The 25,493-nt window shown below is 61.9% G+C and carries 21 protein-coding genes; 10 read left to right on the forward strand and 11 right to left on the reverse strand.

Going from position 1 to position 25,493, the window contains the following annotated elements:
• The first annotated feature begins 215 nt into the window (after window positions 1-215).
• Both BGC09_RS02155 and BGC09_RS02160 read left to right on the forward strand, forming a co-directional pair.
• Window positions 216-509, forward strand: a complete 294-nt coding sequence (locus BGC09_RS02155) for a MoaD/ThiS family protein (RefSeq protein WP_052888827.1) — start codon at window positions 216-218, stop codon at window positions 507-509.
• A 128-nt stretch (window positions 510-637) separates the two neighbouring features.
• Entirely contained in the window at window positions 638-2,167 is a 1,530-nt protein-coding gene (locus tag BGC09_RS02160) for a YifB family Mg chelatase-like AAA ATPase (protein ID WP_069801647.1), read from the forward strand.
• A 334-nt stretch (window positions 2,168-2,501) separates the two neighbouring features.
• On the opposite strand, the gene BGC09_RS02165 is transcribed toward BGC09_RS02160, so the two are convergent.
• Together BGC09_RS02165 and BGC09_RS02170 are read right to left on the reverse strand one after the other, a co-directional pair.
• Complete coding sequence (locus BGC09_RS02165; protein WP_069801649.1) at window positions 2,502-2,753, reverse strand: helix-turn-helix domain-containing protein; 252 nt, start codon at window positions 2,751-2,753, stop codon at window positions 2,502-2,504.
• 120 nt (window positions 2,754-2,873) lie between these two features.
• Window positions 2,874-3,164 carry a helix-turn-helix domain-containing protein gene (locus tag BGC09_RS02170; protein ID WP_069801650.1) on the reverse strand — a complete coding sequence of 97 codons (291 nt, stop codon included), beginning with the start codon at window positions 3,162-3,164 and terminating at the stop codon, window positions 2,874-2,876.
• 305 nt (window positions 3,165-3,469) lie between these two features.
• On the opposite strand from BGC09_RS02170, the gene BGC09_RS02175 reads away from it, so the two are divergent.
• A complete protein-coding gene (locus BGC09_RS02175) occupies window positions 3,470-3,859 on the forward strand; it encodes a hypothetical protein (protein WP_069801652.1) in 390 nt (129 codons plus the stop codon).
• Window positions 3,860-4,014: 155 nt separating this feature from the next.
• The gene (locus tag BGC09_RS02180; protein ID WP_069801653.1) at window positions 4,015-4,962 is read left to right on the forward strand and encodes a diacylglycerol/lipid kinase family protein; all 948 of its coding nucleotides are present in this window, start codon (window positions 4,015-4,017) and stop codon (window positions 4,960-4,962) included.
• 179 nt (window positions 4,963-5,141) lie between these two features.
• Here the strand turns inward: BGC09_RS02180 and nth are convergent, their stop codons facing one another.
• On the reverse strand, window positions 5,142-5,879 hold the full coding sequence (nth, locus tag BGC09_RS02185) for an endonuclease III (protein WP_218103931.1): 738 nt from the start codon (window positions 5,877-5,879) through the stop codon (window positions 5,142-5,144).
• A gap of 158 nt (window positions 5,880-6,037) precedes the next feature.
• Here nth and BGC09_RS02190 point away from each other — a divergent pair, with 158 nt between their 5' ends.
• Window positions 6,038-7,318, forward strand: a complete 1,281-nt coding sequence (locus BGC09_RS02190; protein ID WP_069801655.1) for a cysteine desulfurase-like protein — start codon at window positions 6,038-6,040, stop codon at window positions 7,316-7,318.
• A 421-nt stretch (window positions 7,319-7,739) separates the two neighbouring features.
• A complete protein-coding gene (locus BGC09_RS02195) occupies window positions 7,740-8,234 on the forward strand; it encodes a hypothetical protein (protein WP_069801657.1) in 495 nt (164 codons plus the stop codon).
• A gap of 177 nt (window positions 8,235-8,411) precedes the next feature.
• On the opposite strand, the gene BGC09_RS02200 is transcribed toward BGC09_RS02195, so the two are convergent.
• Entirely contained in the window at window positions 8,412-9,281 is an 870-nt protein-coding gene (locus BGC09_RS02200; protein WP_218103932.1) for a DUF6081 family protein, read from the reverse strand.
• Between the two features lie 450 nt (window positions 9,282-9,731).
• Between BGC09_RS02200 and BGC09_RS02205 the strand changes: the two genes are divergently transcribed.
• Complete coding sequence (locus BGC09_RS02205; protein WP_069801659.1) at window positions 9,732-10,958, forward strand: acetate/propionate family kinase; 1,227 nt, start codon at window positions 9,732-9,734, stop codon at window positions 10,956-10,958.
• Between the two features lie 204 nt (window positions 10,959-11,162).
• On the opposite strand, the gene BGC09_RS02210 is transcribed toward BGC09_RS02205, so the two are convergent.
• From BGC09_RS02210 to BGC09_RS02225, 4 genes are all read right to left on the reverse strand, one after another.
• The gene (locus BGC09_RS02210) at window positions 11,163-12,101 is read right to left on the reverse strand and encodes a dihydroorotate dehydrogenase (RefSeq protein ID WP_069801661.1); all 939 of its coding nucleotides are present in this window, start codon (window positions 12,099-12,101) and stop codon (window positions 11,163-11,165) included.
• A complete protein-coding gene (gene pyrF / locus BGC09_RS02215) occupies window positions 12,102-12,950 on the reverse strand; it encodes an orotidine-5'-phosphate decarboxylase (protein ID WP_218103933.1) in 849 nt (282 codons plus the stop codon).
• A complete protein-coding gene (locus BGC09_RS02220; protein ID WP_069801663.1) occupies window positions 12,947-13,552 on the reverse strand; it encodes an orotate phosphoribosyltransferase in 606 nt (201 codons plus the stop codon). Before BGC09_RS02220 ends, pyrF begins: the two co-directional genes overlap by 4 nt.
• Window positions 13,553-13,670: 118 nt before the next feature.
• A complete protein-coding gene (locus BGC09_RS02225; protein WP_218103934.1) occupies window positions 13,671-14,390 on the reverse strand; it encodes an FKBP-type peptidyl-prolyl cis-trans isomerase in 720 nt (239 codons plus the stop codon).
• A gap of 445 nt (window positions 14,391-14,835) precedes the next feature.
• Here BGC09_RS02225 and BGC09_RS02230 point away from each other — a divergent pair, with 445 nt between their 5' ends.
• Window positions 14,836-18,207 carry a S41 family peptidase gene (locus BGC09_RS02230; protein ID WP_069801664.1) on the forward strand — a complete coding sequence of 1,124 codons (3,372 nt, stop codon included), beginning with the start codon at window positions 14,836-14,838 and terminating at the stop codon, window positions 18,205-18,207.
• Between the two features lie 128 nt (window positions 18,208-18,335).
• On the opposite strand, the gene BGC09_RS02235 is transcribed toward BGC09_RS02230, so the two are convergent.
• The 3 genes from BGC09_RS02235 to BGC09_RS02245 form a co-directional block, all read right to left on the reverse strand.
• Entirely contained in the window at window positions 18,336-18,965 is a 630-nt protein-coding gene (locus BGC09_RS02235; protein WP_069801666.1) for a hypothetical protein, read from the reverse strand.
• A gap of 309 nt (window positions 18,966-19,274) precedes the next feature.
• A complete protein-coding gene (locus BGC09_RS02240) occupies window positions 19,275-20,594 on the reverse strand; it encodes a formimidoylglutamate deiminase (protein ID WP_069801668.1) in 1,320 nt (439 codons plus the stop codon).
• 81 nt (window positions 20,595-20,675) lie between these two features.
• Window positions 20,676-21,680, reverse strand: a complete 1,005-nt coding sequence (locus BGC09_RS02245; protein ID WP_069801671.1) for a LacI family DNA-binding transcriptional regulator — start codon at window positions 21,678-21,680, stop codon at window positions 20,676-20,678.
• Window positions 21,681-21,970: 290 nt separating this feature from the next.
• On the opposite strand from BGC09_RS02245, the gene ptsP reads away from it, so the two are divergent.
• Entirely contained in the window at window positions 21,971-24,433 is a 2,463-nt protein-coding gene (ptsP, locus tag BGC09_RS02250) for a phosphoenolpyruvate--protein phosphotransferase (RefSeq protein ID WP_069801673.1), read from the forward strand.
• The gene (gene pfkB / locus BGC09_RS02255; protein WP_069801675.1) at window positions 24,430-25,383 is read left to right on the forward strand and encodes a 1-phosphofructokinase; all 954 of its coding nucleotides are present in this window, start codon (window positions 24,430-24,432) and stop codon (window positions 25,381-25,383) included. Before ptsP ends, pfkB begins: the two co-directional genes overlap by 4 nt.
• Window positions 25,384-25,493: the final 110 nt, after the last annotated feature.

A 25,493-nucleotide genomic window follows, 5' to 3' on the forward strand; every position in this document is an offset into this window, starting at 1 on the left:
GAGCACCTGCTCCGGCGAGCCGAGGCAGGCAACGGGCGCAACACTGAGCCCGGTGAACTTGTGGGCAGACGGACGGAAAGGACCTCGCAGGCCCACGCTTGCAAACGGGGTTTTGTATGTAGTATATTGCTTTGTACAGCATGATAGAGTCTCGGAATGCGAGCCTTGTTCTCGATGAAAAATCGATGCCATCTTCAAAAGGCAGGGTAGACGGCATGGGTGGCACTGAGCAGGCAACTGTGACGCTGCGCTTACCTTCAACGCTGAGCGCCTGCAACGGCGGCAAGAGCCAGATCGTTGTGCGGGCCAGTACGGTAGGCGAACTGTTCGAGGCGCTGGAGGCCCACTATCCGCAGGTCTGGCGCTGCCTGTGCGATGAGCATGGCTGGGTGCGCGCTCAGATCCAGCTCTTCGTGAGCAACAAGCTGATTACTGGTCCGCATGACCTGCAGACCGCCTTGAGGCCCGGCGAGGAGATTATTGTGCTGCCTTCTGCTCGGACCCCCTAGGCTAGTGCTTGCATCGGCCCGCCGGCTTGTGGCCATTTTATCGGTGGGCTTGCAAATGTGGAGCTATTGCGCCATAATATGGGCTATCTTCTGCTATGTGGAGGAGAGGAGGTTTTCAAGGAGACGGGATGTTGGCGCACGTTCGAAGTTGTGCTATTGTGGGTCTGGAAGGCGCCCTGGTCGAGGTGGAGGTTGACCTGGCCAATGGTCTGGCGGGCTTTACGATCGTGGGCCTGGCCGATACGGCTATTCAGGAGGCGCGCGAACGGGTGCGCGCCGCTATTAAGAATAGTGGGGCGACTTTTCCTTATAAGCGGATTACGGTGAATCTGGCCCCCGCCGATCTCCGTAAAGAGGGGCCTGTCTACGATCTCCCCATTGCTATCGGTATTCTGCTGGCCTCGGGCCAGCTGGTCCCCGCTGAGCCAATTGCTGATTGTCTCTTCCTCGGTGAGCTGTCCCTCGATGGAAGTGTGCGCCATACCAATGGGATTTTGCCAATGGTGGCCCTGGCACACGAGCGCGGCCTCCGCGCGGTCTTCGTGCCGGCGGTGGATGCGCGCGAGGCGGCCCTGGTGCGCGATGTGCCGATCTACGCGGTGGAGACCCTCGCCCAGCTGATGGCCCACCTGAGCGGTGAGCAGCGCCTGGCTCCTTTCCCACCAAATTCAGCCCTGCTGCAGGAGGTGAGTCGCCATTGCCCGCCTCACGATCTGGCGGCGGTGCGCGGCCAGGACCATGTGAAGCGGGCGCTGGAGGTGGCGGTGAGCGGCGGCCATAATCTGCTGATGAGCGGCCCCCCTGGCACGGGCAAGACGCTGCTGGCCCGGGCAACGCCGTCGATTATGCCCCCGCTCTCGATTGAGGAGGCCCTGGATGTGACGCGCATCTATAGCGTAGGCGGCCTGCTGCCGCCAGAGGTGCCGCTCATTATGGAGCGCCCTTTCCGCGCGCCACACCATACGATCAGTCACGCCGGCCTGGTGGGCGGCGGACGCCAACCACGCCCGGGCGAGATCAGTCTGGCTCACCGCGGGGTGCTCTTTTTGGATGAGTTGCCTGAGTTCAATCAGTATGTGCTGGAGGCCCTCCGACAGCCGTTGGAGGATAAGGTGGTGACGATTTCGCGCGCCCAGGGGTCGGTGACGTTCCCAGCTAATTTTATGCTGATCGCGGCAATGAATCCCTGCCCATGCGGCTATCTGCACGATGTGGCGCGCGAGTGCACGTGTTCGCCAGCGGCGGTGCGCCGCTATCAGAAGCGCGTCAGCGGTCCGCTCCTGGACCGCATCGATATTCAGGTGGAGGTGCCACGTGTGGCTTATGAGAAGCTGGCCGGCGCTCCAGCTCCAGAGCGTACGGAGCGTATTCGGGCCCGCGTCGAGGCCGCCCGCGAGCGCCAGCGCCAGCGCTTTGCGAGGACGCGCCTGACCTGCAACGCGGAGATGGGGCCGGCTGAGGTGCAGGCTTTCTGCCGCGTGGATGAGGCCGGGCAGCGCTTGCTGAAGGCGGCGGTGCAGCAGTTGGCGCTGTCGGCACGCGCTTTTCATCGCCTGTTGAAGCTGGCGCGCACGATCGCCGACCTGGAGGGGACGGAGTTGATCGGTTCGGCCCATGTGGCGGAGGCGGTGCAGTACCGCCCCCGCATCGCTCCTTGATGGGCGCCCGGCTCTCGCCCCTCACTTGGCCTTTGTCCCGTCCAGTTGCCGCTATGGCCCAGCCCTGTGCTCTGGGCTTTGATCCCCCGGATCGCTACAGGGCCGCTGCCCCTATGTTCGTCGCTCGCCAGCTTTCTGGCTGGCCAGCCAGGAATAGGCAGGTCTGGGCCCGGATTTGGACGGTGCTTTTGTGTTCGCCGGTGCCGGCTCTTCTGCTCTCGCTTTTCCTCGCTGGAGGCACTGGCCCGGGCCGGGGAGCGGTGAGGTGAGCTTTTCTCTTTGCCCGTACGCGGGTTCTCAAGGCGCATGGGTGAGGTGTGCTTACCCATGCTGCTCAGTCTGGCTCTTGATCTGCTTCCGCTCCGTCGTCGTTGCGCGACCTGGGCAGGCGCCCGGGGCCGTAGCGATGGGCCTCAAGATAGGCCTCGATGTCGCTGCGTTTGAACCTCCAGGCCGAGGCAATCCGATACCCCGTTATTTCTCCTCGCTCTACCACCCGTACCATTGTTCTTCTCGTGACCCCTATGAGCTTCCCGGCCTCGGTGGCAGTAAGCCACTCTTCCTTCTGGACTCTCCGATCCGTCATGTGTGGCTAACTCCTCTGACGCTGTCTTGCTCTTAGCGCCGCACTGTGTTGCCCTGTTCATCTGCTAGTGAAGCCAGCCAGCAGACGGCAGCGTCCGGCTCGCGCAGCGTGGGGGCTTGCTTAGGAGGGCTGTTCAGTCGTCCCCTTAGCAGTCGTGCCCGGCTCTTGCTGTGCATCCCCGTTCCTTTTCCCCTCTTGGCGTGTCCCGAGTGGGCGCTCAGGACCATAGCGGTGCGCCTCAAGATAGGCCTCGATATCATGGCGCTTGAAGCGCCACCTGGAGGCTACACGATACCCCGTTAATTCTCCCCTCTCAACCATTCGCACTACCGTTTTCGGGCCAATCCCTATGAGCTTGCTCACCTCGTTAGTGGTCAGCCACTCATCTCCGTGGTTACTACGCTCTGTCATCTACGCCTGGCACCTCACATGCTGTCTTCTTCTTTGAAATTGTATCAGCTTTGCTTAATTACGTCAAATAGTCTCTATTGACTCAAATATTCCATATTGACTCTTAGTTACCATTAGACCATAGAGACTATAGAGACTCGATCTTACGATTAAGCCATGCTATACTCATAGCAAGGCAAGGAGCCGGGCAGGTTATTCCTGACCCTGGTTGCCGGGTCCGCCAGGCTAGAGCGCTCACTTGCCCGAGCTTTCGCGATCAGGATTGCTATTGTTGGAGGTCAAGTCGATCGAAAGGAGTTTTCTGCATGGCAGAAGAACTGCAGTGGGGACAGGCCAGGCTCATCCTGAATCTGGAGGCTTTTGCTCGTGGCTATCACCAGGGGCGAAAATACTACTTTGAGGAGCGAGAACTCTCGGAGCGCGTATGTCAGTGTCTGGCAGCCACCGACCTGCTCTGGCTGATCGCCGCGCCCGACGAGAGCGGCCACTATCAGCTCGTGGATGAGAGCCGTCTGCTCACCGAGCTGTCCGAAGGCATTGCCCCGATGCTGGGCATGATCGTCGGCTATCTGAGCGGACCGTTGCAGCCCGAGAGCGCCGAGGAGCGTCAGCAGCGCCAGGCCGGGCTTCAGGCCCTGCCCCAAGGCGCTGGTTCCCTCTCTGAGAGCCGCCAGGCTGGTGCTTCTGCTTCCTAGCGGACGCCGGGCCGTCAGCTGGGCCTCAGACCGCTTACCGCCAGAACAGCACAAGGAAGGGAAGGCCTGGCTTTTGCCCCTTCCCTTCTTTACGGCAGAGGATCAAACGTGCTACAATCCGGGCGCATGACATTTCTGCCGCCTGGAGGCCCTCAATGGAGATCGCTTCTGCCGCTTCACCTTCATCCTCCCCTGCCAACCGCCCGCCCCTCGTTATCCTCAATCCTGCCGCCAACCAGGGTCGTATGCAGCGTCACCGTGCCCTGGTACGCCAGCGCGCCGCTGCCATAGGAGCCGACTACTGCGAAACCGCGCGCCCTGGTGAGGCTGAAGAGCTGGCGCGCGCGGCTGCCGGTCAGGGACGGCCCATCGTCATCGTCGGCGGCGATGGCTCCGTTCACGAGGCTGTGAACGGTATCCTCAGCAGTGGTCAGCGTGTCCCTTTGGGTATCATCGCCGCCGGCTCTGGCAACGACTTCGCTTGCAACACCCTGGGGCTGCCTCGCCGTCCCGAAGCCGCCATTGAGCACGCTTTTGACGGCAAGCCGCGAGCTGTCGACGCCGGTCAGGCTAACGAGCGCTACTTTGCCAACTCCTTCAGCGTCGGTCTCGACGCCGACATCGCCGCTGGTGCTCGCCAGCTCAAAAAGATTCCTTTTATGACCGGTATGCGCCTCTACTACAGCTCCACTGTCAGGCAGCTTCTCCTTGGCTATCGACAGTGCCCCTGGCTGCGCTTTAGCTTGGAGCCTGCCAATCTCGAGGCCCCGCCCGCCGAGACCTTCCAACGCTACGTATTGCTGGCCGTTACTAACGGCCCCACTTATGGCTCAGGCTTCCGCATCAACCCCGAGGCCGACGCCAGCGATGGCCTGCTTGACCTCTGCACCATTCACTACGCCCCCTTGGGGCGCGCTCTCAGACTCTTCCCTGTCGTCAAACGTGGTCAACACGCTTCCCTGCCCGAAGTTCACTTCTACCGCATCCAGCGCCTCACCATCGAAAGTCGCCTGCCGCTCAACGCCCAGATGGACGGCGAAGTTTTCCACGGCCAGCGTTTCGAGGTCACCGTCCTTCCGCAGGCGCTGCTTGTGAGATACTAGCCTGAGCGACCCGGCGCCCGTAGTGTGGGTCCATCTCGCTTCCGGCTATCAAGACTATAAGAATTTCTCCAGTGCGAGCCACAGCATCACTCACCCGTCGCAGCGCCATCGGCCCCCGCCCACGCGGGCCAATCGATCAGGCTGCGACGGGTGTTTGTCCCTATCGCTGAGAATGTCCCTCATGAGGACTGGCGCGCAGCGGTGCGGCGCGAGCGCTTTTTCGTGGCGACTGTCTCCCCATTGGCCTGGAAAGCCGAGGGACAGAGCGGTACCAGTGGGCACTCCTCGCAGCGCGGATCGCGAGCGCGGCAGAGCGCCCGCCCGTGGAAGATCAAGAGATGCGACAGATCCAGCCAATCCTCACGCGGCACAATGCGCATCAAATCGCGCTCAATCTGCTCAGGGTCCTCGCTCTGCGTCCAGCCCAGGCGGCGCGCCAGCCGCTTGACATGCGTATCGACCACGATGCCCTCGACGATGCCAAAGGCATTCCCCAGCACCACATTGGCGGTCTTGCGCGCCACGCCTGGCAGCGTCAGTAGCGCCTCCATGCTGCGCGGCACCTCGCCCCCGTAGTCAGTGATCAGCCGCTGGCAGGTCAGTCGCAGATTGCGCGCCTTATTGCGATAGAAGCCCGTCGGCTTGATATCTTGCTCCAGTTCCTCGGGATTGGCATTCGCGAAATCCTCAACCGTGCGATATTTGCGGAAGAGTTGAGCTGTCACCTCATTGACGCGCTCATCGGTGCACTGGGCCGAGAGCTGGACCGCAATCAGCAATTGCAGTGGATTCTCATAATTCAAAGTGCACTTCGCATCGGGATAAAGGCGCCGCAGCTCGGCGATGACCGCACGCACATGCTCGGGCGAGCCGGGGGCCGGTCCCTGATAGGTCGGTGGCAGATTTGCAGTACTCACGAATCGTCCCCTGCCTTCTTCTGGTCTTCCCCCTTCAATGGTAGGCCCATTATAGCACAGGGCGAACCCGGTCAGTCACGGAGCCAGCTCCAGCCAGCGATGCCAGGTGATATGATGAGAGCAAGGGACAATGGGGACTTGCCAAGGAGGATCACCACATGACAGTACCTCTTGACCTGAGCGCCTACCGTCGCTATTTTCCAGCCCTGCAGCAGGAGATGAACGGTCAGCCCGTCATCTACTGGGATAATCCCGGCGGCACCCAAGTCGCCCAGCAGGTCATCGAGGCTATGACGCGCTACCTGCGCGAGGCCAACGCCAACGCCCACGGGGCCTTTCTCACCAGCCGGCGTACCGACGAGACCATCGCCGCCGCACGCCAGGCACTGGCCGATTTCCTCAACGCCGCCAGCCCGGCAGAGATCGTCTTTGGTCCCAACATGACCACCCTGACCTTTGCCTTCAGCCGCGCCATCGGCAAAACGTTGCAGCCCGGCGACGAAATCATTGTGACCGTCCTCGACCACGATGCCAACGTCGCCCCCTGGCTGGCCTTGCAAGAGCGCGGCGTGGTTGTGCGCACCGTCGATATTCATCCCGAGCATGTCACGCTTAATCTGGAGGATCTGCAGGCCAAACTCAACGAGCGTACGCGCCTGGTAGCCGTGGGCTATGCTTCCAACGCCGTGGGAACCATCAACGATGTGCGGCGCATTACGGAGCTGGCCCACGCCATCGGCGCCCTGGTGTGGATCGATGCCGTGCAATATGCTCCGCATGGGCCGATCGATGTCCAGGCTCTCGATGCCGATTTTCTGGTCTGCTCGGCCTATAAATTCTTTGGCCCGCACCTGGGCATTCTCTACGGCAAGCGCGAACACCTGGAGCGCTTCCCAGCCTACAAGGTGCGCCCGGCCAGCAACGCGGTCCCCGATCGCTGGGAGACCGGGACCCAGAACCATGAGGGACTGGCCGGTTTGCTGGGAGTCATCGACTACCTGACGCTGCTCGGAGAGGAGCAGGCCGCCCATTATGGCAACGATCCCGCGCTGCAGCCCTACGCCGGGCGGCGACGCACACTGAAGGTAGCGATGCGCGCCATCAGCGACTACGAGCGCCAGCTTGCGGCCCAGTTGCTGCGGGGCCTGCGCGAAATTCGGGGCCTGCATCTCTACGGTCTCAGCGGGACCACTCCCGAGGAGCTGGCGCAGCGGGTCCCAACAGTGGCCTGTACCATCGATGGCCGTCACCCGCGCGAGCTGGCTGCCGCCCTGGGTGAGCGCGGTATCTTTGCCTGGGACGGCAACTATTATGCCCTCGGCCTGATGGAGCGCCTCGGCCTTGAAGGACGTGGCGGCGCTCTGCGCCTCGGCCTCTGCCACTATAATACGTCCGCCGAAATCGAGCGCGTCCTGGGCGTTCTGGAAGAGCTGGCCTGAGTTGGCGCACACTGGCTGGCACCAATCGGGACCTGCTGACCAGGAGAAGGCCAATCCGATCCCTTTCCAGTGAGCAGCAGCAGAGCGCGGCGCGAAGAGGAGCACGGCGGCAACCTGACTGAGCTAAGGGCCTGGCGGCGAAGAGGGAGCGGGTACAGTCGCACTTTGCCGCCCAGGCTCCCTATGCGGCGAGAATGAGATCTTCCCAGCCGAGTGAGCGCTTGTATTTTTGTCTGCGCTGTTCTACACTAAGGTAGGTAGAGAATACAGTCGTTCGATTTACCTGGCTTCTTCTGGAGAAGCTTGTAGTTTTTTTATTGAACCCGGGCGGAGGCCAGACATGTAAGGAGGTTACTATCTGATGGATCAGCAATGGATCTAGGGTCCAGATGATCTGTACGGCATCTCAGCCTACCTGCAGTTGATCCAGCGCTGGGTTGCCACGGCCTTTCCCCAGCCGCGCGACCCGGAGATCGTCGCCAGGCTAGACAGCCTGTGGGCTTCTCTTGGCTGGGCCCTGCAAGGTCGTGCCGTGGCTGAAGAGGCCAGACGCCTGGCAGCCAAGAAGAGGACAAGGGAATTTTCTCAGGAGGACGCAGAGCAGCTGCGTCAACAGCTTCGTGACGTGACTTTTGATGAGGAGCTAAAGAGCCTGGCCACAGCGGGACGGGCGGGTGACCCTCCTGTCCAGGGTCTTGAGCGGCGGCTACGTGCTCTGACAGAAGCTGGTGTCCGCGAGGGCTTCCTGGCCGCGGCGATGCGCGAGGCCACAGAATTCCGCATCGCCAGAAGTCTGCCGGCGGCCCTGGATCAATGGCGGCAACTCGCCGATCAGCTCGTCCCGCGCTCTATGTGGTTTGCCAGCTCCTATCTGGAGATGCTCCCGGACACGACCGCTTACGGGCCGGACAGCTAAAGGGTCCCGCCTGTCCCAAAGAGAGACCTACCCCCTTGGGCCTGTGTCATCCAGGCCCCACGCTTATGGTCTCCCTGGCCTGGTCCTGGACAGAAGTCGACAGCTTTCCTCACCTCGTGGCCAGGCAGCGCAGCCCTGCACCCGGGCATGGCCCGCTTGACTAGCGGGCGCGGGTCCCTACGGACCGGTATGCTCTCTGTCCTCTCCATCGTGTCGCACTGTGATCGTAAACGGTCCCCACTCACCGATCAGGCCCTGGCCATGCAACGAAACGCTGCGCCCGTCTTCAATGCTCTTCTCCGTCATCAGGCCCAGCGCCAGAATGCAGCCATCCACCTTGCACGGTACCTCGCTGTAGCGGCCCACCTCCTGCCCATTCAGGAAAAAGCGCACCTCATCGCGCGCCTTGCAGTAGCTGATGCCATAGCGATGCCATTGCCAGGGCGCCGTCTCTACCGGCAGCTCATTGAAGTCGCAGAAGTACTTTGGCTTGACGGCACGCTCCGGCTCAGGATCGGGCGGCGCTGGCACCCCTGGAAACGGCAGGAGCGCATAGACTGTGGCAATCGTATCGTTAGAGACGAAGAAATCGAAGGCCATACCGGTGGCGAAATCGAGCAGGTGGGCTGACACAAAGCCATCGTAGAGATCATGCGGGCGCGTATTGATGCCACGGGCGCGCATCTCCCATTCGAAGAGAATGGTCCCATCCTCGGGCATCGTGAAGCGCCGCGTCGAGAAAAACATATTTTTGGCGTTATCGAGAATCTGCACCTCGTTATGGAAGCGCGTTAACGGAACCGACGCCACGCGCAGACGATTGCCCTCGACCACCACCACCGCGTTTGGCTCACGATAGCGCCAGAAGCTACCATCTGGCAGCGGGAAGCCCCCATAGTCCCAATGCCGATCAACGCCGCTGATGATACTATGGTAGCCCGCATAGACGAAACGCTCCTCTTGCTGAGCGCTATCTGTAGCAGCCCGTCGAGACTGCAGGATTTGCTGACTCTGCTCCTGATCGATCTCTTGTCGTGCATCTGTCATTGCTGCGTCGCTCCTTCTCCTCTCCTCACAGACAATCAGCGCTGATACATACATGCATATCTGACCTGTATACGCCCGGCGCACAGACCCATGCATCTGCGCATATGCAGACCTATGCCTGCGACCACCACCCTGGCTGGCCAGCTCTCCGCCACTCTCGCTACGGCTATCCATCCTTCCCCTCCTCACTCGCAAGGCCGTTGCCAGCAGAGGGCCACTTGCTTCATGCTATCACCGCTACCCCTTTCGGGCAAGGCTCACGCGGCCAGCGGCACCAGCTCAGACTCTTCTTGTTGGAAGCCCCTCACAGCTGGCCCACGGTGCCAGTTTTGTGATGTGCCAGTGTCTGTGCACGGTCGACCTCCGTAACAGATAATAGAAGAAGAAGAAACAGTGAGCCAGGCGAGCAATCCGCCGTCCGAGAGAGCCGCAGAAAGGACAGAGCAAGACATGAAAATCCTCGTCTTCAACGCCGGTTCAAGCAGCCAAAAGACCAGACTATACGAAGTGCAGGCCCCTTTACCAGCAGAGGCACCACCACCCATATGGGAAGCCAGCGCCGACTGGTCGCACGAGCCGGGCAAAACCGAACTGGTCATTCGCAGCGCCAGCGGGCAAGAAGAGCGCGAGACCCTTCCCACCAGTGAGCGGCCTGCGGTCCTCAAACACATCCTGCACAGCCTCAGCCACGGCGCAACACACAGCATCGACCGGGGCGAAGAGATCGGAGTCGTAGGGCATCGCGTCGTCCACGGCGGCGCGCACTATAGCGAGCCAGCGCTGATCACCCCAGAACTGAAAGCCACCATCGAGCGCCTGCAGGTACTGGCCCCTTCCCACAACCGCGCCAGCCTCGAAGCAATGGCCGCCGTCGAAGAAGCTTTTCCCCAGGCGAGGCAGATCGCCGTCTTCGACACCGCCTTCCACAGCCACATGCCGTTACCAGCCCAAATCTACCCTGGACCCTACGAATGGTTCGCCCAGGGCCTGCGCCGCTACGGCTTCCACGGTCTCAGCCACCAATACTGCGCGCGCCGGGCCGCCCAGCTCCTGGGGCGCGACCTCGCCAGCCTGCGCCTTATCACCTGCCACCTGGGTAACGGCTGCTCGCTGGCCGCCATTCTGGGAGGCGAAAGCATCGAAACCACAATGGGCTTCACCCCAATGGAAGGGCTGATGATGGGCACGCGCTCCGGCTCCATCGATCCTGGCCTGCTCCTTTACCTCCTGCGCCACAGCGGCTATAGCGCAGACGACCTTGACCGCATTCTCAACCGTGAATCGGGCCTATTGGGCATCTCTGGTCTCTCGGGAGACATGCGCACCATTCTGCAGGCACGCGCCGAAGGGAATCGGCGGGCCAGGCTGGCCTTCAACACCTTCATCCATCGCCTGCGCCTGCAGATCGGCGCCATGCTGGCCGTCCTGGGCGGCGTCGACGCCCTGATCTTCACTGGCGGCATCGGCGAACACGCCCCCGAAGTACGCGCCGCCGCCTGCGAAACGCTGGGCTTCCTCGGCCTCGCCATCGACCCCACTCGTAACGCCGACCCGGGTGGCGACGCCGACATCTCCAGTCCTCACTCAGCCGTGCGCGTGCTGGTCGTGCAGACACAGGAAGACTGGATGATTGCCGAGGCCTGCTGGCACCTGCTCCAACAGCGCGCACGCTCTTGAGCGTTCGCCCTGACCCTGGCCTTGCCGCTCTTCCCGCCGGTCCTATCCCTCCCCAAAAAAGTGCCAGCTCCTTGACCCTCGACGGCTTCCAAGAAGCTGGAACAGCCCAAAGATACGGCGGGAGAGCAGACGCCAGCTCGCTCAGCTCTCCATAAAGAAGGAGCGCCGCCCCACTCTAGCTTGCTCAGCTCGGCAGAGCAGGACTTACGGGAGGGCGGCCCCAACCAGTTCGGCAATATTCTCGATGCCGTGCGCTCGCATAAAAGCCTCAATCCCTTCCAGCACGAGCACGCCTGTACGCGGATTCACAAAGTTAGCCGTGCCGATCTGCACAGCGACCGCCCCGGCCATGATGAAAGCCAGCGCGTCCGAGGCCGAGGTAATCCCGCCGATGCCAATGACTGCCACCCCCGGCTGCCGCTCGCGTAACTCACAGGCCACCTCGTAGACCATGCGCAAAGCCAGCGGTCTGATGGCTGGCCCGGACAGCCCGCCGGTTCCGTGGGCCGGCAATGGGCGACGGGCCTCTAGATCGATGTCCATTCCTGTCAGCGTATTGATCAAAGAAACCGCATCGGCCCCAGCCTCAGCCGCCGCCAGAGCGGTCGGACGCGCATCGCCAGTATTAGGCGAGAGCTTGACAATCACGGGTAAGGTCGTGCTCTGACGGACTGCCGCCGTGACCGCGGCCACCGCTTCAGGACTCTCGCCGAAGACACGGCCCCCGGCACGCACATTAGGGCAAGAAACATTGACCTCAATACCCGCCACCCCCGGCACCCCCTCCAGCCGCTGCGCCAGCTTGGCAAACTCCTCAACCGTCTCGCCCGCAATGTTGACAATCACCGGCGTCTGCCAGGTGGACCAAATTGGGGCATATCGACGAATCACGGTCTCAATACCAGGATTCTGTAGTCCAATGGCATTGAGCAAGCCCGCCGCGACCTCGCGCGTGCGTGGCTGCGCGTTGCCCCGCCGCGGGCGCAAGGTCGTTCCCTTACTGACAATGGCCCCCAGGCGCTCGATCTCAGCAATCCTGGCATACTCCAGGCCGTAACCACAGGTTCCGGCAGCTAACATCACCGGATTACGCAGCAGCAGACTGCTCTTGCGTCCCGCCGCCAGTTCGACCGTGAGCCGCATCTAGCTCCCTCTTGCCTGGTTAATCGCAGCACGCAGACGCCGCGCCGCCTCGCCCGCTGCCAGCGCGTAGTCGCTTCCTCCATCAGCATAGAGAATAGCCCGCGAGACCGCAATCAGCATCCCCCCACCATGCTCATCCAGGCCGGCTCGTACCGCCGCCTCTAGTTCGCCTCCCTGGGCTCCCACTCCGGGCACCAGCAGCGGCAAGGTCGGGCAGCGCTCTCGAATGGCCGCCAGCTCGCGCGGATAGGTTGCCCCAGCCACCAGCCCACAATTGCCATGACGTTCTTGCCACTGACGCACACGCTCCGCTACCGCCAGATAGAGCGGCCTGGCCTGCGCCTCACCAGAGGCGGACTGCACCAGCAGATCTTGAAAATCACCGGCCCCTGGATTCGAAGTGCGGCAGAGCACAAAGGCCAGCTTCTCACGATAGGCCAGAAAGGGCTGCACGCCATCGTAGCCAAGATAGGGCTGCACCGTCACGGCATCGCAGCCAAGCTGCTCGAAAATGGCCGTAGCATAGGCGCGGGCCGTGTGCCCGATATCACCGCGTTTGGCATCAGCAATCACCGGCACCTGCGGCGGAATGGCCGCCAGTACCTCGCGCAGCAGCGACCACCCCTGCGGTCCCAGCGCCTCAAAAAAAGCCAGGTTCGGCTTATAGGCACAGGCATAAGGTAAAGTCGCCTCTACGATCTCACGGCAGAAACGTACCAGCGCCTCCGGGCCTCCCCCTCGCAGCGGTGCCGGCAAGCGATCCAGCTCGGGATCAAGCCCGACGCACAGCAGACTCTGGCGTTCGCTGCTCGCCTGCTGCCACTTCTCCAGAAAGCCCAGTTCTCTCATGACGGCTTCCCCCCGGGGGCAGTCAGGCCGCGGCTGCCGGGCTTGGTCAGCGGCAGCCCCTGGGCACAGAGAGGGCAGGCAACCGGCTCGTAGGTCCGCGCAGCCACAGTGAGGAGCGCCTGGCAAGGGACAGGCAATTGCTCTGCCGCCGCACCGCCGCTGCGATCCAGTAAGACCGCAATGCCCACCACCGTCGGCTCATAGACCAGCAGGGCCTGGAGCGTCTCCTGCAGCGACAGCCCTGTTGTCAGGACATCGTCAACCACTAAGAGGCGCTCGCCTTGCCGCAGGCTAAAGCCACGGCGCAGCTCACGCCCACCACCAGCAGCCGGCTCCACCACCAGGCAGCGCGTCCCAAGCTGACGGGCTACCTCCTGGGCTAAGAGCGCCCCTCCAGTGGTGGGACCAGCCACGGCCTCGATCTCCTCGCGGCCATAGCGTGCCACTATCTCAGCACAGAGGCGCTCTGTCACCCGCGGCCATTCCAGCAAGCGGAACTTCTCCCAGTACTCATCACTATGCCGACCCGAGGTCAGCACAAAGTGCCCTTTCGAGACAACTCCCAGACGCTCAAAGAGCGCCTGCAACTCTGTTCCATCCATCTTCCTTCAACCTATCCAGCGAGCTTTGCACCACCCTGCAGCGCGTGACAAGGCTGACCGTGGCAGCTTGCCAGGCCAACGGCCAGCCCACCAGCCAACCAGAGCGAGAAGACCCGAACTATTTGACACTGAGCACGATGACGTCGAAGATCAGGTCCGAGTTGGCAGGAATCGAGCCTTGCGCCTGGTTGCCGTAGCCGAGCTTCGCCGGAATGTAAAGGCGGCGAATCGTCCCCGGCTTGACCCCGACCAGGCCCTCGTCCCAACCTTTAATGACCTGCCCCTTGCCCAGTGCGAACGAGAAAGGCTGGCCATTGCGATCATACGAACTATCGAACTTCTTGCAGGTATTGGCCAGCCAGCCAACGTATTCCACCTCCAGGGTAGAGCCGTTCTTAGCTGCCGTCCCACTGCCCGTGCGAATATCAAAATACTTAAGTCCATCGCTCTTGACCACCGGCGTTCTATTGACCGCTGGCGCCGTTGCCGGTCCCGCTGTTGGGGTGGCCGTGGCACTGTAAACCGAGGGCACCTGTGCAGACGCTCTACTATCGATGAAGCAGTTACGCGCCAGGGCCGTCGCCGTGGCATTGGCATGGGCCTTGCTGACGGCAGTCGCTGTGGCCTCACGCGAGGCGGCCTGCTGGGCATTAACACGCTGATACTGCCAGAAGCCCAGCGCGGCTAGAATAATAATGACGAGAGTAACAGTGCTGGTAATAATGAGTTGCTGACGCCTCCGGCGCCGCATCTGCCTTCTGATTCGCTCTTGTTGACGTTGCCCCGGACGGCGCAGTCTCTGCGAACCTCCTTTTTTCCCCTGTTCTGTCTGCGTCATACACTCTCCTCTGTGGATCTGTGATGGATGCCTGCCCCGGTGGTGATGGTGTGCATTGTTACGCTGAGATTAACATGTTTCCTCCACTCTGGCAAGAGCAAGCCCGCGCAGGCTGCCACCGGTTTGCTTCTAGCGTCCCCAACCACCCACTCGGCTCTCTCTCCTCGCCTAGGCAACGATCTCCCCAAGACACCCCCCCACTCGCTTCCTCCATCTACCGCATGCCCTTGCCACCGGCTCCCCCTGCTCGCTCGTCTCTTAGCTAAAACTCGACAATTGAAGCAAGCTATGCTAGAATGCTCCTAGTAGCTTCAGTAGAGTCTCTCTACTACTGCACAGCAGCATAGCTCATCTCATATAATATGGCCAAGGTGCTAGACGCCATTCTCTTGCCATACAGAGGACTCAGCAGCGATTGATTCCTGATCTCATCAAAGGAGAGAGTATGCCTTCCCAGGGATATGTGCGCTTCCCTACGATTTACCACGACCAGATTGTCTTTGTCGCCGAGGACGACCTGTGGCTCGTTTCCAGCGAGGGCGGACGGGCCGAACGTCTGACGGTGGGCATGGGCGCAATCAGCTATCCTCACTTCTCTCCCGACGGCAGCCAGCTTGCCTTTGTCGGTCATGAGGAAGGTCCTAGCGAGATCTTTTTGATGCCGGCAGCAGGGGGACCGGCCCGCCGCCTGACCTACCAGGCCGCTTCCTGTAAGGTTTTGGGCTGGACCCCGACGGGCGATGCGATCCTCTACGCCAGCAGCGCCGGCCAGATGAGCCTGCACTACGAGGTGATCTACGCCGTCAGCCCCGCCGGCGGCCTACCGCGCCAGCTACCCTATGGCGCTGCTAATGAGATCTCTTTCGGCCCCAACGGCGGCGTCGTTCTCGGTCGCAACATCCGCGAGGCCGCTTATTGGAAGCGCTATCGCGGTGGTACCGTCGGCCATCTCTGGTGCGACCGCGCTGGGAGCGGGCACTTTGAACGCTTGCTGCGCATCGATGGCAACATTAGCTCTCCCTGTTGGGTGGGTGAGCGCATTTACTTCCTTTCTGATCATGAGGGAATCGGTAACGTCTATTCATGCACTCCCGAAGGGGAGGACCTGCGCCGCCATACGCACCACGAGGATTTCTACGCGCGCAATCTCGCCAGCGATGGCCAGCGCCTGGTCTATCATGCCGGAGCCGATCTGTATCTGTTCGATCCAGACAGCAACCAGACGCGCCGCCTGGAGGTCCTGCTCCCAAGCCAGCGTCCGCAGCGCAATCGCAAGTTTGTGCCGGCAGCTCACTATCTCGATACCTATGCGCTCCATCCCCAGGGACATATGGTAGCGGTGACAACCCGCGGCAAGGCGTTCTCTTTCGGCAACTGGGAAGGCCCGGTCATTCAGTATGGCGAGCCTGATGGCGTGCGCTATCGCTTCCTGCAATGGCTCAACGACGGGCGCCGCCTGGTGGCGGTCTGCGACGCTATCGGGCGCGAAGCGCTGGTAGTCTTTGATCCCGAGGACGCTGCTGAGCCTCGCCTCTACGCCGAGATCGAGTTTGGGCGGGCGTTGACCGTCGAGATCTCGCCGGTCGCCGATGAGGTGGCGATCACGAACCACCGCAATGAGCTGCTGGTGGTCGATTTGGCCGAGGGTCGTGCCCGTCTGCTTGACCGCAGCCCATTCGGCCAGATCGAGCATGTAGCCTGGTCGCCCGACGGGCGCTGGCTGGCCTATAGCTTTCCCGCCAGCGCTCAGCAAACGGCCATCAAGCTCTGCAATCTAGAAAGCGGCGAGCTGGCTTTTGCCACTCGTCCGGTGCTACACGATCTGGCACCTTCCTTTGATCCCGAGGGGAAGTTTCTTTATTTCCTGGGCCACCGCATCTTTAATCCCGTCTACGATGCCCTGCAGTTCGATTTGAATTTTCCACGCGGAGTAAAGCCCTACGCTATTATGCTGAGCCGTGAGCAGCGCTCGCCATTTGTGCCAGAACCACGGGCCCCCCAGTCGAATGGGCGGGAGAAAGAGGAGAAGCGAGCCGCACCTGGAGGGGCAGAGGGCAGCCCCAGAGGAGACCACAAGGAGGAAGGCGAAGAGGAGAGTAGCGAAGAGGCTCAGCGCCGCCCTGCTCCTATCACCATTGATCTGGAGGGCATCACAGAGCGGGTACTACCCTTTCCCGTACCAGAGGGCCGCTATCGCAAGATCCGCGGCCTGAAGGGCAAAGCCCTCTTTCTGAACTTCCCCGTTGAGGGAGCTTTGCACAGCCAGCCCGATAGCCAGACACCGCCAGTACGTGGCCATATCGAGTGCTACGATTTGGAAAATCATAAGTATGAGTGGCTGATCGATGGTGTCGATGATTTTGAGCTGGCCCGCGAGGGGCGCATGCTGATCTATCGCTCCGGTCAGCGCCTGCGCGTCGTGAAGGCTGGAGAGAAGGCTCTCAAAGGGGAGAACGGTGAACGGGCCAGCCGTGAGACAGGCTGGCTGGATCTGAGCCGGGTGAAGGTATCGGTGCAGCCAGCCGCTGAGTGGCGCCAGATGTTCAATGAGGCCTGGCGCCTGCAGCGTGAACAGTTCTGGGACGAGGATATGGCAGGCATCGATTGGGAAGCGGTTCATGCCCAGTACGCACCGTTGCTGGAGCGCGTCGCTTCGCGCGCGGAGTTATCCGATCTCCTCTGGGAGCTGCAGGGCGAGCTAGGCACCTCCCACGCTTACGAGATGGGCGGTGAGTATCGCCACGGACCGCAGTATCGACAGGGCTTCCTGGGCCTCGATTGGCTCTACGACGCTGAGCATGAGCGCTATCGCATCGCTCGCATTGTGCGTGGCGACCCCTCCGATAGCCGCGCCACTTCGCCGCTGACCGCCCCCGGGCTGAATGTCTCCGAGGGTGATGCGGTGCTGGCGATCAACGGTCAGCGCGTCGGCCCACAGCGCAGCCCCGAGGAGCTGCTGGTTAATCAGGCTAACACGGAGGTACAGCTGACTATTGAAAGTGCGGCCAGCGGCGAGGTGCGCACAATCACGGTGAAGGCTCTGGCCAGCGAGCGCCAGGCTCGTTATCGCGATTGGGTCGAGAGTAACCGACGTCTGGTGCACCAGCTCTCTGAGGGACGAGTCGGCTATATCCATATTCCCGATATGGGAGCCGAGGGCTATGCCGAGTTTCATCGTAGCTATCTGAGCGAGTACGATCGCCCGGCCCTCTTGATCGATGTGCGCTGGAATGGTGGTGGCCATGTCTCACCGCTGTTGCTGGAGAAGCTGGCCCGTCGCCGCCTCGGCTACGATTTCCCACGCTGGGGCCAGCCTGTCCCTTATCCCCCAGAATCGCCGCGCGGCCCAATGGTCGCTTTGACCAATGAGCAGGCCGGTTCGGACGGCGATATCTTTAGCCATTGCTTTAAGCTGATGGGGCTGGGACCGCTGATCGGCAAGCGTACCTGGGGTGGGGTGATCGGTATTAGCCCACGCCACCGCCTGGTCGATGGGACACGCACAACACAACCAGAGTTTGCTTTCTGGTTTAAAGATGTCGGTTGGAATGTCGAGAATTACGGTACCGACCCCGATATCGAGGTGGATATCGCTCCCCAGGACTATGCACACCAGCGCGATCCCCAGTTGGAGCGCGCCGTCGCCGAGGCCCTGCGCCTTCTGGAGAGCTATCCAGTCCTGGAGCCAAAACCCGGCGAGCGTCCGCGTCGCTCCCGTCCCCGCCTGCTGGTTGCTCCACCAGCCACGGCCCCCGGCGCCAATAGCGAAACGTTGCCCGCCGGCGATGCCGATACGGCTGCCGCGACTGAGGAGTGAGGAGGTAAGGAAGAGGAGAGCAACCCTGGCATGAGGCGCAAGGGCCAGCGCCAGAGGGCAGCCCCTGCGCCCCTCTCTCTGTTTTGACCAGGCAAACCGACTATCTCTCTCGGAGAGAGAAGAGCGGATCAGTTGAGACGCTGCCAGACGTTATTTCTCTGGAGGAGTCCATAGAGGACAAGCAGGCCCAACAGCGGCGTGAACGACCTCAAGGTTACGATATGTAGCACTATGTCCATGATAATATTGAGGATAACGTAGGCTACGACCGCATAGAAACCCCACTTCTTCCAAAAGAAGAGAGCAACCAGGCCGGCAATGCCGATCAGACCGATCACCGCGTAGATGAGAAAGACGCTGCTCGGGTAGGCCGCTATCGCTCTGTTCGTGGCCACAGCTTGCGCTGCAAACAGGTAAAGGGCCGTCAGGAGAATAATTAAGGCGAGATTGAGGACCAGCCAGGTCGTCAAGCAGCCACCAAGGCGGCGGCGTTGATCCGCCTGCTCTGCCTCCTGCACGGGCATAGGCGTGAGCGGCGAGCCATTGCGCCAGACCTCTGGCTGCTCTCCTGTCAGGCGCACGAATAGCTGTGAGCCATCGGGAAGTTGTACCTCTCTCCCCACGGTTTGCTCCTGCTGATTGGCAAAGCTGAAGAGCGGGCGCCCGTTGAGGGAGATAGTAGCCGGCACGGTGGCTTGCCACTGCACTTGAACCCGCTGGTTGCTGGCCGCATCGAGGACAAACTCGTACAATGCCATTTCCTCTTTACTCCTTTTCGTTCCTTGCTCACCTGGTGCAATGCCTCTCGACGCCAGCGCTTTCCACCTAAGTGCCGTCGCTTTGCGACAGAGGAAGAAAAAGGTGGAGGCGATACAGTTGAGGGAAGAGATAGACCCGTTTCTATTATAGAACGTTTTTACGAGGTGCACAAGTGATAGCAGAGGATAATACACGAGAAAACCAATCACGACACGGTCTTCTTCGCAGCCAGAACAGCAAAGAAACGAGCCTGCTCCAGGAGTGAGAGCGTCGCGAGCGGCCCTCTCAGGCTCGACGAAGGAGGGCATTCAGCGGGCATAGACCTGCTTTCCCGCTACCCAGACAGCCCCGACGACCTCCGCCGAGGCGCCGAAAAAGAGGCCATCGAGCAGGCTCTCGGTGGTCCACCCCTGAAGCATGGGATGCTCCAGATCAATGGCGACCAGATCAGCCAGGCGACCAGGTTCGAGGCGTCCGCTCTCGACTCCCAGGGCCGCCGCGCCGTGTTCACAGCCGCAGACCAGCAGATAGGGGCCGGGCGAGGCTGTTGGTCCGGCCACCAGCACGCGCCGCTCGCCGTAGCGCAGGCGGGCCGTGTATTCAGCCCAGCGCAGTTCTTCAAATGGGTCAAGGCGCGTATTGCTGTCGGAGCCGATGGTCAGGGGAATGCCCAGCGCCAGGAAGTCGCGGTACGGTGGGATGCCATCGCCCAGGTCGCCTTCGGTCGTGGGACAGAGGCAAACGCTGGTTCGCGAGCTGGCCAGGAGAGCTAGCTCCTGCTGATCAGCATGCGTGGCATGAACGACAGTGGTCAGCGGCCCAAGCACCTCACAGCGCGCCAGCAACTCGAGCGGACGGCAACCACAGGCCGCCAGACAGCTTGCGATCTCCGCAGGTTGCTCATCGGCATGGATATGCAACGGCAGCCCCTGCTGCCGGCTGTAGGCAGCAATGGCCCGCAACCAGTCCTCGGGAACGGCCCGCACTGAGTGCGGCGCCAGCCCGACAGAGACCCCCAGGCGGCGCAGAGCCTCGACCCGCTCTAGATAGGCAGCGACTGAGGGATCGCAAAAACGGCGCTGCTCCCTTAAGGCTGGTTGACCAAAGTCGTTGCGCGCATAGGCGGCGAGCAAGATCACCAGGCGAATGCCCGCGTCGCTGGCCGCTTGCAGCAGGGCCTCGGCCATGAGATTAGGGGAAGGATAGGGCTGGCCATCAGGTTGATGATGCACATAATGAAACTCGCCGACGGTGGTGTAGCCGGCGGCCAACATCTCGCGATAGGTGGCCAGGGCCAGCGTGTAGAGACGCTCAGGATCGAGGCGCTGGGCCTCCGCATACATCGCCTCCCGCCAGCTCCAAAAGGTATCGTGTCCACTGACAGGCCGCTGGGCCAGGCCACGGAGCGCGCGCTGGAAGACATGGCTGTGGACATTGACGAAGCCGGGCAACAGGGCTTTCCCACGCAGAGGCTCCACTACAGCCCCTTCCGGCAAGGCAAGAACGGCCCCGTCGGCGGCAAAGCGTGGCTGCAGACCCGCAATGCGCCCCTCCTCATTCAGAGCTACCAGCAGATCACGCTGCCAGCCACGGGGCGTATAGACATACTCGGGCCACAGATAACGCATGGCCTCCTCCTTCATACAGACAGAGAATATTCCCCACCAGCTACTCGCCCAGGTTCATCGCTCATCAGAGGCCACTCTCACTCAGCCACAACGCACGCGCGGGGCACTGGAGCCACGAACGAGCAGGCGCCCCTTGAGAATAACACGCCGGGTCGGGCGCTCCGGCTCAGCCACCCGCTGCAGCAGCAGCTCGGTAGCTGTCTTTCCGATCTCATAGGTCGGCTGCTCGATCAAGGTGATCGGCGGCTGAACCAGCGAGGCCCAGGTCGTCTCATCAAAGGTGACCAGCGCCACGTCATCAGGAATACGCAGCCCACGCTCGTGAATCGCCTCCAAGGCTCCCGCCGCCAACAGACTATTGGTCGTGAGCAGGGCCTCCGGCGGCTCGGGCAACTCCAACAGGCGCAGAGCAGCCGCATAGCCAGCCTCAATCTGCGGCGGCACAAAGCGCACCAGCTCCGCACCCGGCAGCAACCCATACGCGCGCAACGCCTGCTCGTAGCCAGTACAGCGCTCCCGCCCCGTGGTGCTGCGCTCGCCACAGATGGCGGCAATCCGCCGATAGCCATTCTCCAGCAGATGGCGGGTCAGGCGATAGGCCGAATCAACGTTGTCCAGTAAAACCATATCCACGTCCGCATCAGGAATCGAGCGATCAATGACTACTACGGCAAAGCCTGTCTCCAGCTCGTGTAGCCCCGCCGCCGTCGGCCCAGTCGGCGACAGAATAACGCCCGCAACGTTGGCATCGCGCATCACGTTGAGATAAATGCTCTCCTTCTTGGGGTCCTCGTCCGTGTTACAGAGAATCAGACTGTAGCCTTCCTCGTAAGCGGTATCCTCAACGGCACGGCTGATGGCCGTGAAGAAAGGATTGCGAATGTCTGAGACAATCAGACCGATGGTCGTGGTCTGCTGAGCACGCAGGCTGCGCGCAATCAGATTGGGCCGATACTCTAGTTCCTTGATGGCTTTCAGAACACGCTCGCGCAGCGCCGGACGTACGTGCGGGCTGTTGGCCAGTACCCGCGAAACGGTGGCCGTGGATACACCCGCGGCCCTGGCTACCTCTTTGATGCTCGCCATGCACGCTCTCCGAAATGCCTCCCGGTGATTGGCTCGCTGGCTGACTGACTCGCTCCAGTCGATTTGAATCTTACTATACCACAATTTTGTATCTCGGCATATCACCATGCGGCCATCTCAGTAATCATTTTGAAATCGTTTACAAAAATCTCTGCCGTTTTTCGGCCAAAAAGGGCAATTTCTGGGCCACTGAAGCTGCGGGAAAGGGGGAGGCACTTGACAATTTTATTGTAATCGTTTACAAATAAGACAGAGTGTGTGCCCTGGCTCCTATCCCCCTGGAGGCAACCATGATTCGCATAAGTGAGCAGCAAGTCCGGCTGCAGGCGCAGGCTGAAAACAAGCAAGGAGCCATTCGCCAGGCGGGCGATCTCCTGGTGCGCAGTGGCTGCATTGAGGCAGGCTATATTGACAGCATGTTGCAGCGTGAGCAGGTCGCCAACACCTATCTTGGCAACGGTATCGCCATCCCCCACGGTTTGCCCCATGACCAGGAGCTGATCCACCGTACCGGCATTGCTGTGCTGCAGCTCCCTGCCGGCGTGGCCTGGAACCCAGGCGAGCTTGTCCATCTGGTCGTCGCTATTGCCGCCCGCTCCGACGAACATATCGATGCGCTGCGGCGGTTAACGCGCGTGCTCGGCGACGCGGCAGCTGTCGAGCGCCTGATCCACACAACTGACCCCCGTGATATTATCGAGGCCCTCACTGGCGAACGGCCCGCCGCTCCGAGCACCATGGCCGACTACGCCTCTTCATTCGAAGCAGTGATTCAGAATCGGACCGGGCTGCATGCCCGCCCGGCGGCGCGCTTTGTGGAGCTGGCGCGCGCCTTCCAGGCTGCGATTCGGGTGCGTTATGGCGAGCGTGTCGCCGATGGAAAGAGTTTGATTGCGCTGTTGCAGCTGGGGGCCGAGCGCGGGGCCGTTATTCGGGTCTCGGCAGAAGGTCCCGACGCGCCCCAGGCTCTGGCCACCCTACAGGAAGCGATCGCCGCTGGTCTGGGTGACGAGCTGGAGCCACCGCCAGCGCGCGACGAGACAAGCTCAGGTGCCGTGCCGCGCTGGGCCCCGCGCTCGGTGGCGGCCACCTACAGCGGTCTTGGAGCCTCTGGCGGTTTGGCGATTGCGCCGCTACAGCGCTACCGCCGCGAGCACCTGGAGGTCACTGATCAGCCGGGCGATCCCGCCAGCGCAGGTCTGGCTCTTCAGCGCGCCCTCGATACCGCTCAGGCCGAGTTGGACCAGCTCTATGAGGAGGTGCGCGCGCGCCTCGGTTCGAGTCGGGCCGCGATCTTCCGCGCCCATCGCGAGTTTTTGCAAGACGCCGAGCTGATTCAAGAGGCCATCCGCCTGATCTATGCTGGTCACGGTGCCGCCTGGGCCTGGCAACAGGCCATCAGCAGGCGTGTGAACCAGCTGCAGCAGCTCGATGATCCCGTGCTGGCGGGCCGCGCCGTCGATCTCAGCGACGTGGGCGAGCGGGTGCTGCGCCATCTGCTCGGTGTGAGCGCCACTGGAGCCTTTCCCAGCAGTGGGCCGGTGATTCTGGTGGCAGACGATCTGACCCCTTCAGATACGGCGTCTTTGGACCCGGATATCGTGCAGGGTCTGTGCACGGCGCGCGGTGGCCCAACGTCGCATACGGCCATTATCGCTCGTTCCCAGGGCATCCCGGCGGTGGTGGCCGCTGGTGAGGCGGTGCTGGCGCTCGCCGACGGAACACCAGCAATCCTCGATGGTTTCAATGGACGGCTTTACGTAAAGCCCAGTGAGGCCGATCTGGCTGAGGCGCTCGCCTTGCAGGAGCAGCTGCAGCAGCAGGAGGAGGCAGCTCAGCAGCAGCGCTTTGCCCCAGCCGTGACCCGCGATGGTCACGCTGTGGAGATCGCGGCCAATATCAACCGCGCCGAGGAGGTTCCCCAGGCCCTGGCCGCTGGAGCGGAGGGCGTCGGTTTGATGCGCACGGAATTTCTCTTTCTCGGACGGGCCGCTCCTCCTTCGGAGGATGAGCAGTACGCGGCGTACTGCGCGATGGCCCGCGCCTTGAACGGGCGCCCGCTGATCATTCGAACGCTGGATATCGGCGGCGATAAGCAGGTGCCCTATCTGGAGTTGTCCGCCGAAGATTCTTCTTTCTTAGGTCTACGCGGCATTCGTCTGTGTCTGGCCTATCCAGATCTCTTTATAACACAGTTGCGCGCGCTCTACCGCGCCGCCGCCTGTGGGCCGATCAGCATTATGTTCCCGATGATTGCAACGCTGGAGGACTTTGCCCAGGCCCGCGACTATGCCGAGCGCGTACGGCGCGAGTTGAACGCGCCACGGCTGCCGTTGGGCATGATGGTCGAGGTGCCTTCTGCAGTGCTGCTGGCCGAGGAGTTCGCCGCGGAGGTCGACTTCTTCTCGATCGGTACCAATGATTTGACACAGTATACGCTGGCGATGGATCGTCTCCATCCCCAACTCGCGCGCCAGGCCGACGCCCTTCATCCCGCCGTTCTACGGCTGATTGCGCGCACGGTGGAGGCAGCGCGGGCAGCTGGCAAGTGGGTTGGCGTCTGTGGCGGGATGGCCGGCGAGCCGCTGGGGGCCGCGCTCCTGGTCGGCCTGGGTGTCTCGGAACTGAGCATGACCATCCCCGCAATCGCGACGATTAAAGCGCAGATCCGTCGCCGCTCATTGGTCGAACTGCAGCAGCTGGCCCGGCGGGCTTTAGGCTGCCGCTCGGCAGAGGAGGTACACGCCCTATGAAGGTGGCAACGGTGACTTTGAATCCGGCAATCGATCAGACGGTGCGTGTGGCTTCTTTGGAGCCGGGCCACGTCCACCGGGCACGGACCATGCTCTCACAGGCCGGCGGCAAGGGGATTAATGTGGCCGCTTTTCTGGCTGCGAGCGGCTGCCCGGTCATTGCTACTGGCTTTCTGGGAAGTGAGAACGCCTTGCTCTTCGAGCGCTTCTTTGCTGAGCGCGGGATCACCGATGCGTTCGTGCGTCTCCCAGGCCAGACCCGCATCGACATCAAGATTGTTGATGAGGAGCGACGACAGACTACCGATATCAATTTGCCGGGCCTGGCCCCCTCGGAGGAGGCTTTGAGCGAGTTATGGGAGACCATCGAGGCCCTGGCCAGCGAGTGTCGCTGGTTTGTGCTGGCGGGAACCCTTCCACCAGCAGTGCCCTCCTCGCTCTATGCGACGCTCATCGCCCGTTTGAAGGCCCTGGGCCGGCTAACGGTGCTCGATGCCAGCGGCGAGGCCCTCGCTCAGGGCATCCTTGCTGGGCCGACCCTGGTGAAGCCGAACCGTGCAGAACTAGAGCAGCTGGTCGGGCAGCCCCTGGCCAGCCTGGATGAGATCGCTCAGGCCGCTCACTCCTTGCTGGAGCACGATATTCGGCGGGTCGTCGTCTCGCTCGGCGAGCAGGGAGCGCTGTTTGTGGAACGCGAGCAGGTGCTGCAGGCCCTGCCCCCAGCGGTGCAGGTAGAGAGTACGGTCGGGGCCGGCGATGCAATGGTGGCCGCTTTGGTGCTGGCCGAGCTGCGCGCGCTCGATCTGGCAGCCACGGCGCGTCTGGCTACAGCTTATTCCCTGGCCCGTATTACGCGCCTCGATGGACAGTTGCCGCCTCCGTCGGTGCTGGCGCACTATGGCGAGCAGGTGCAGCTCTCACCGCTGGCGCTGCTGACCGCCGAGGGCTAGTGGCGAGCAAGGCGTTCCCGTCAGGTTGGCAACCGGTCGGCAAAGACAAGAGCAGTGAGCAGTGTTTCAGCCCCTACCTACTTACGTATGCGCTGAGCAACGAAGCAGCG

The sequence above is a fragment of the Thermogemmatispora onikobensis genome, from assembly GCF_001748285.1.
GTDB lineage: Bacteria > Chloroflexota > Ktedonobacteria > Ktedonobacterales > Ktedonobacteraceae > Thermogemmatispora > Thermogemmatispora onikobensis.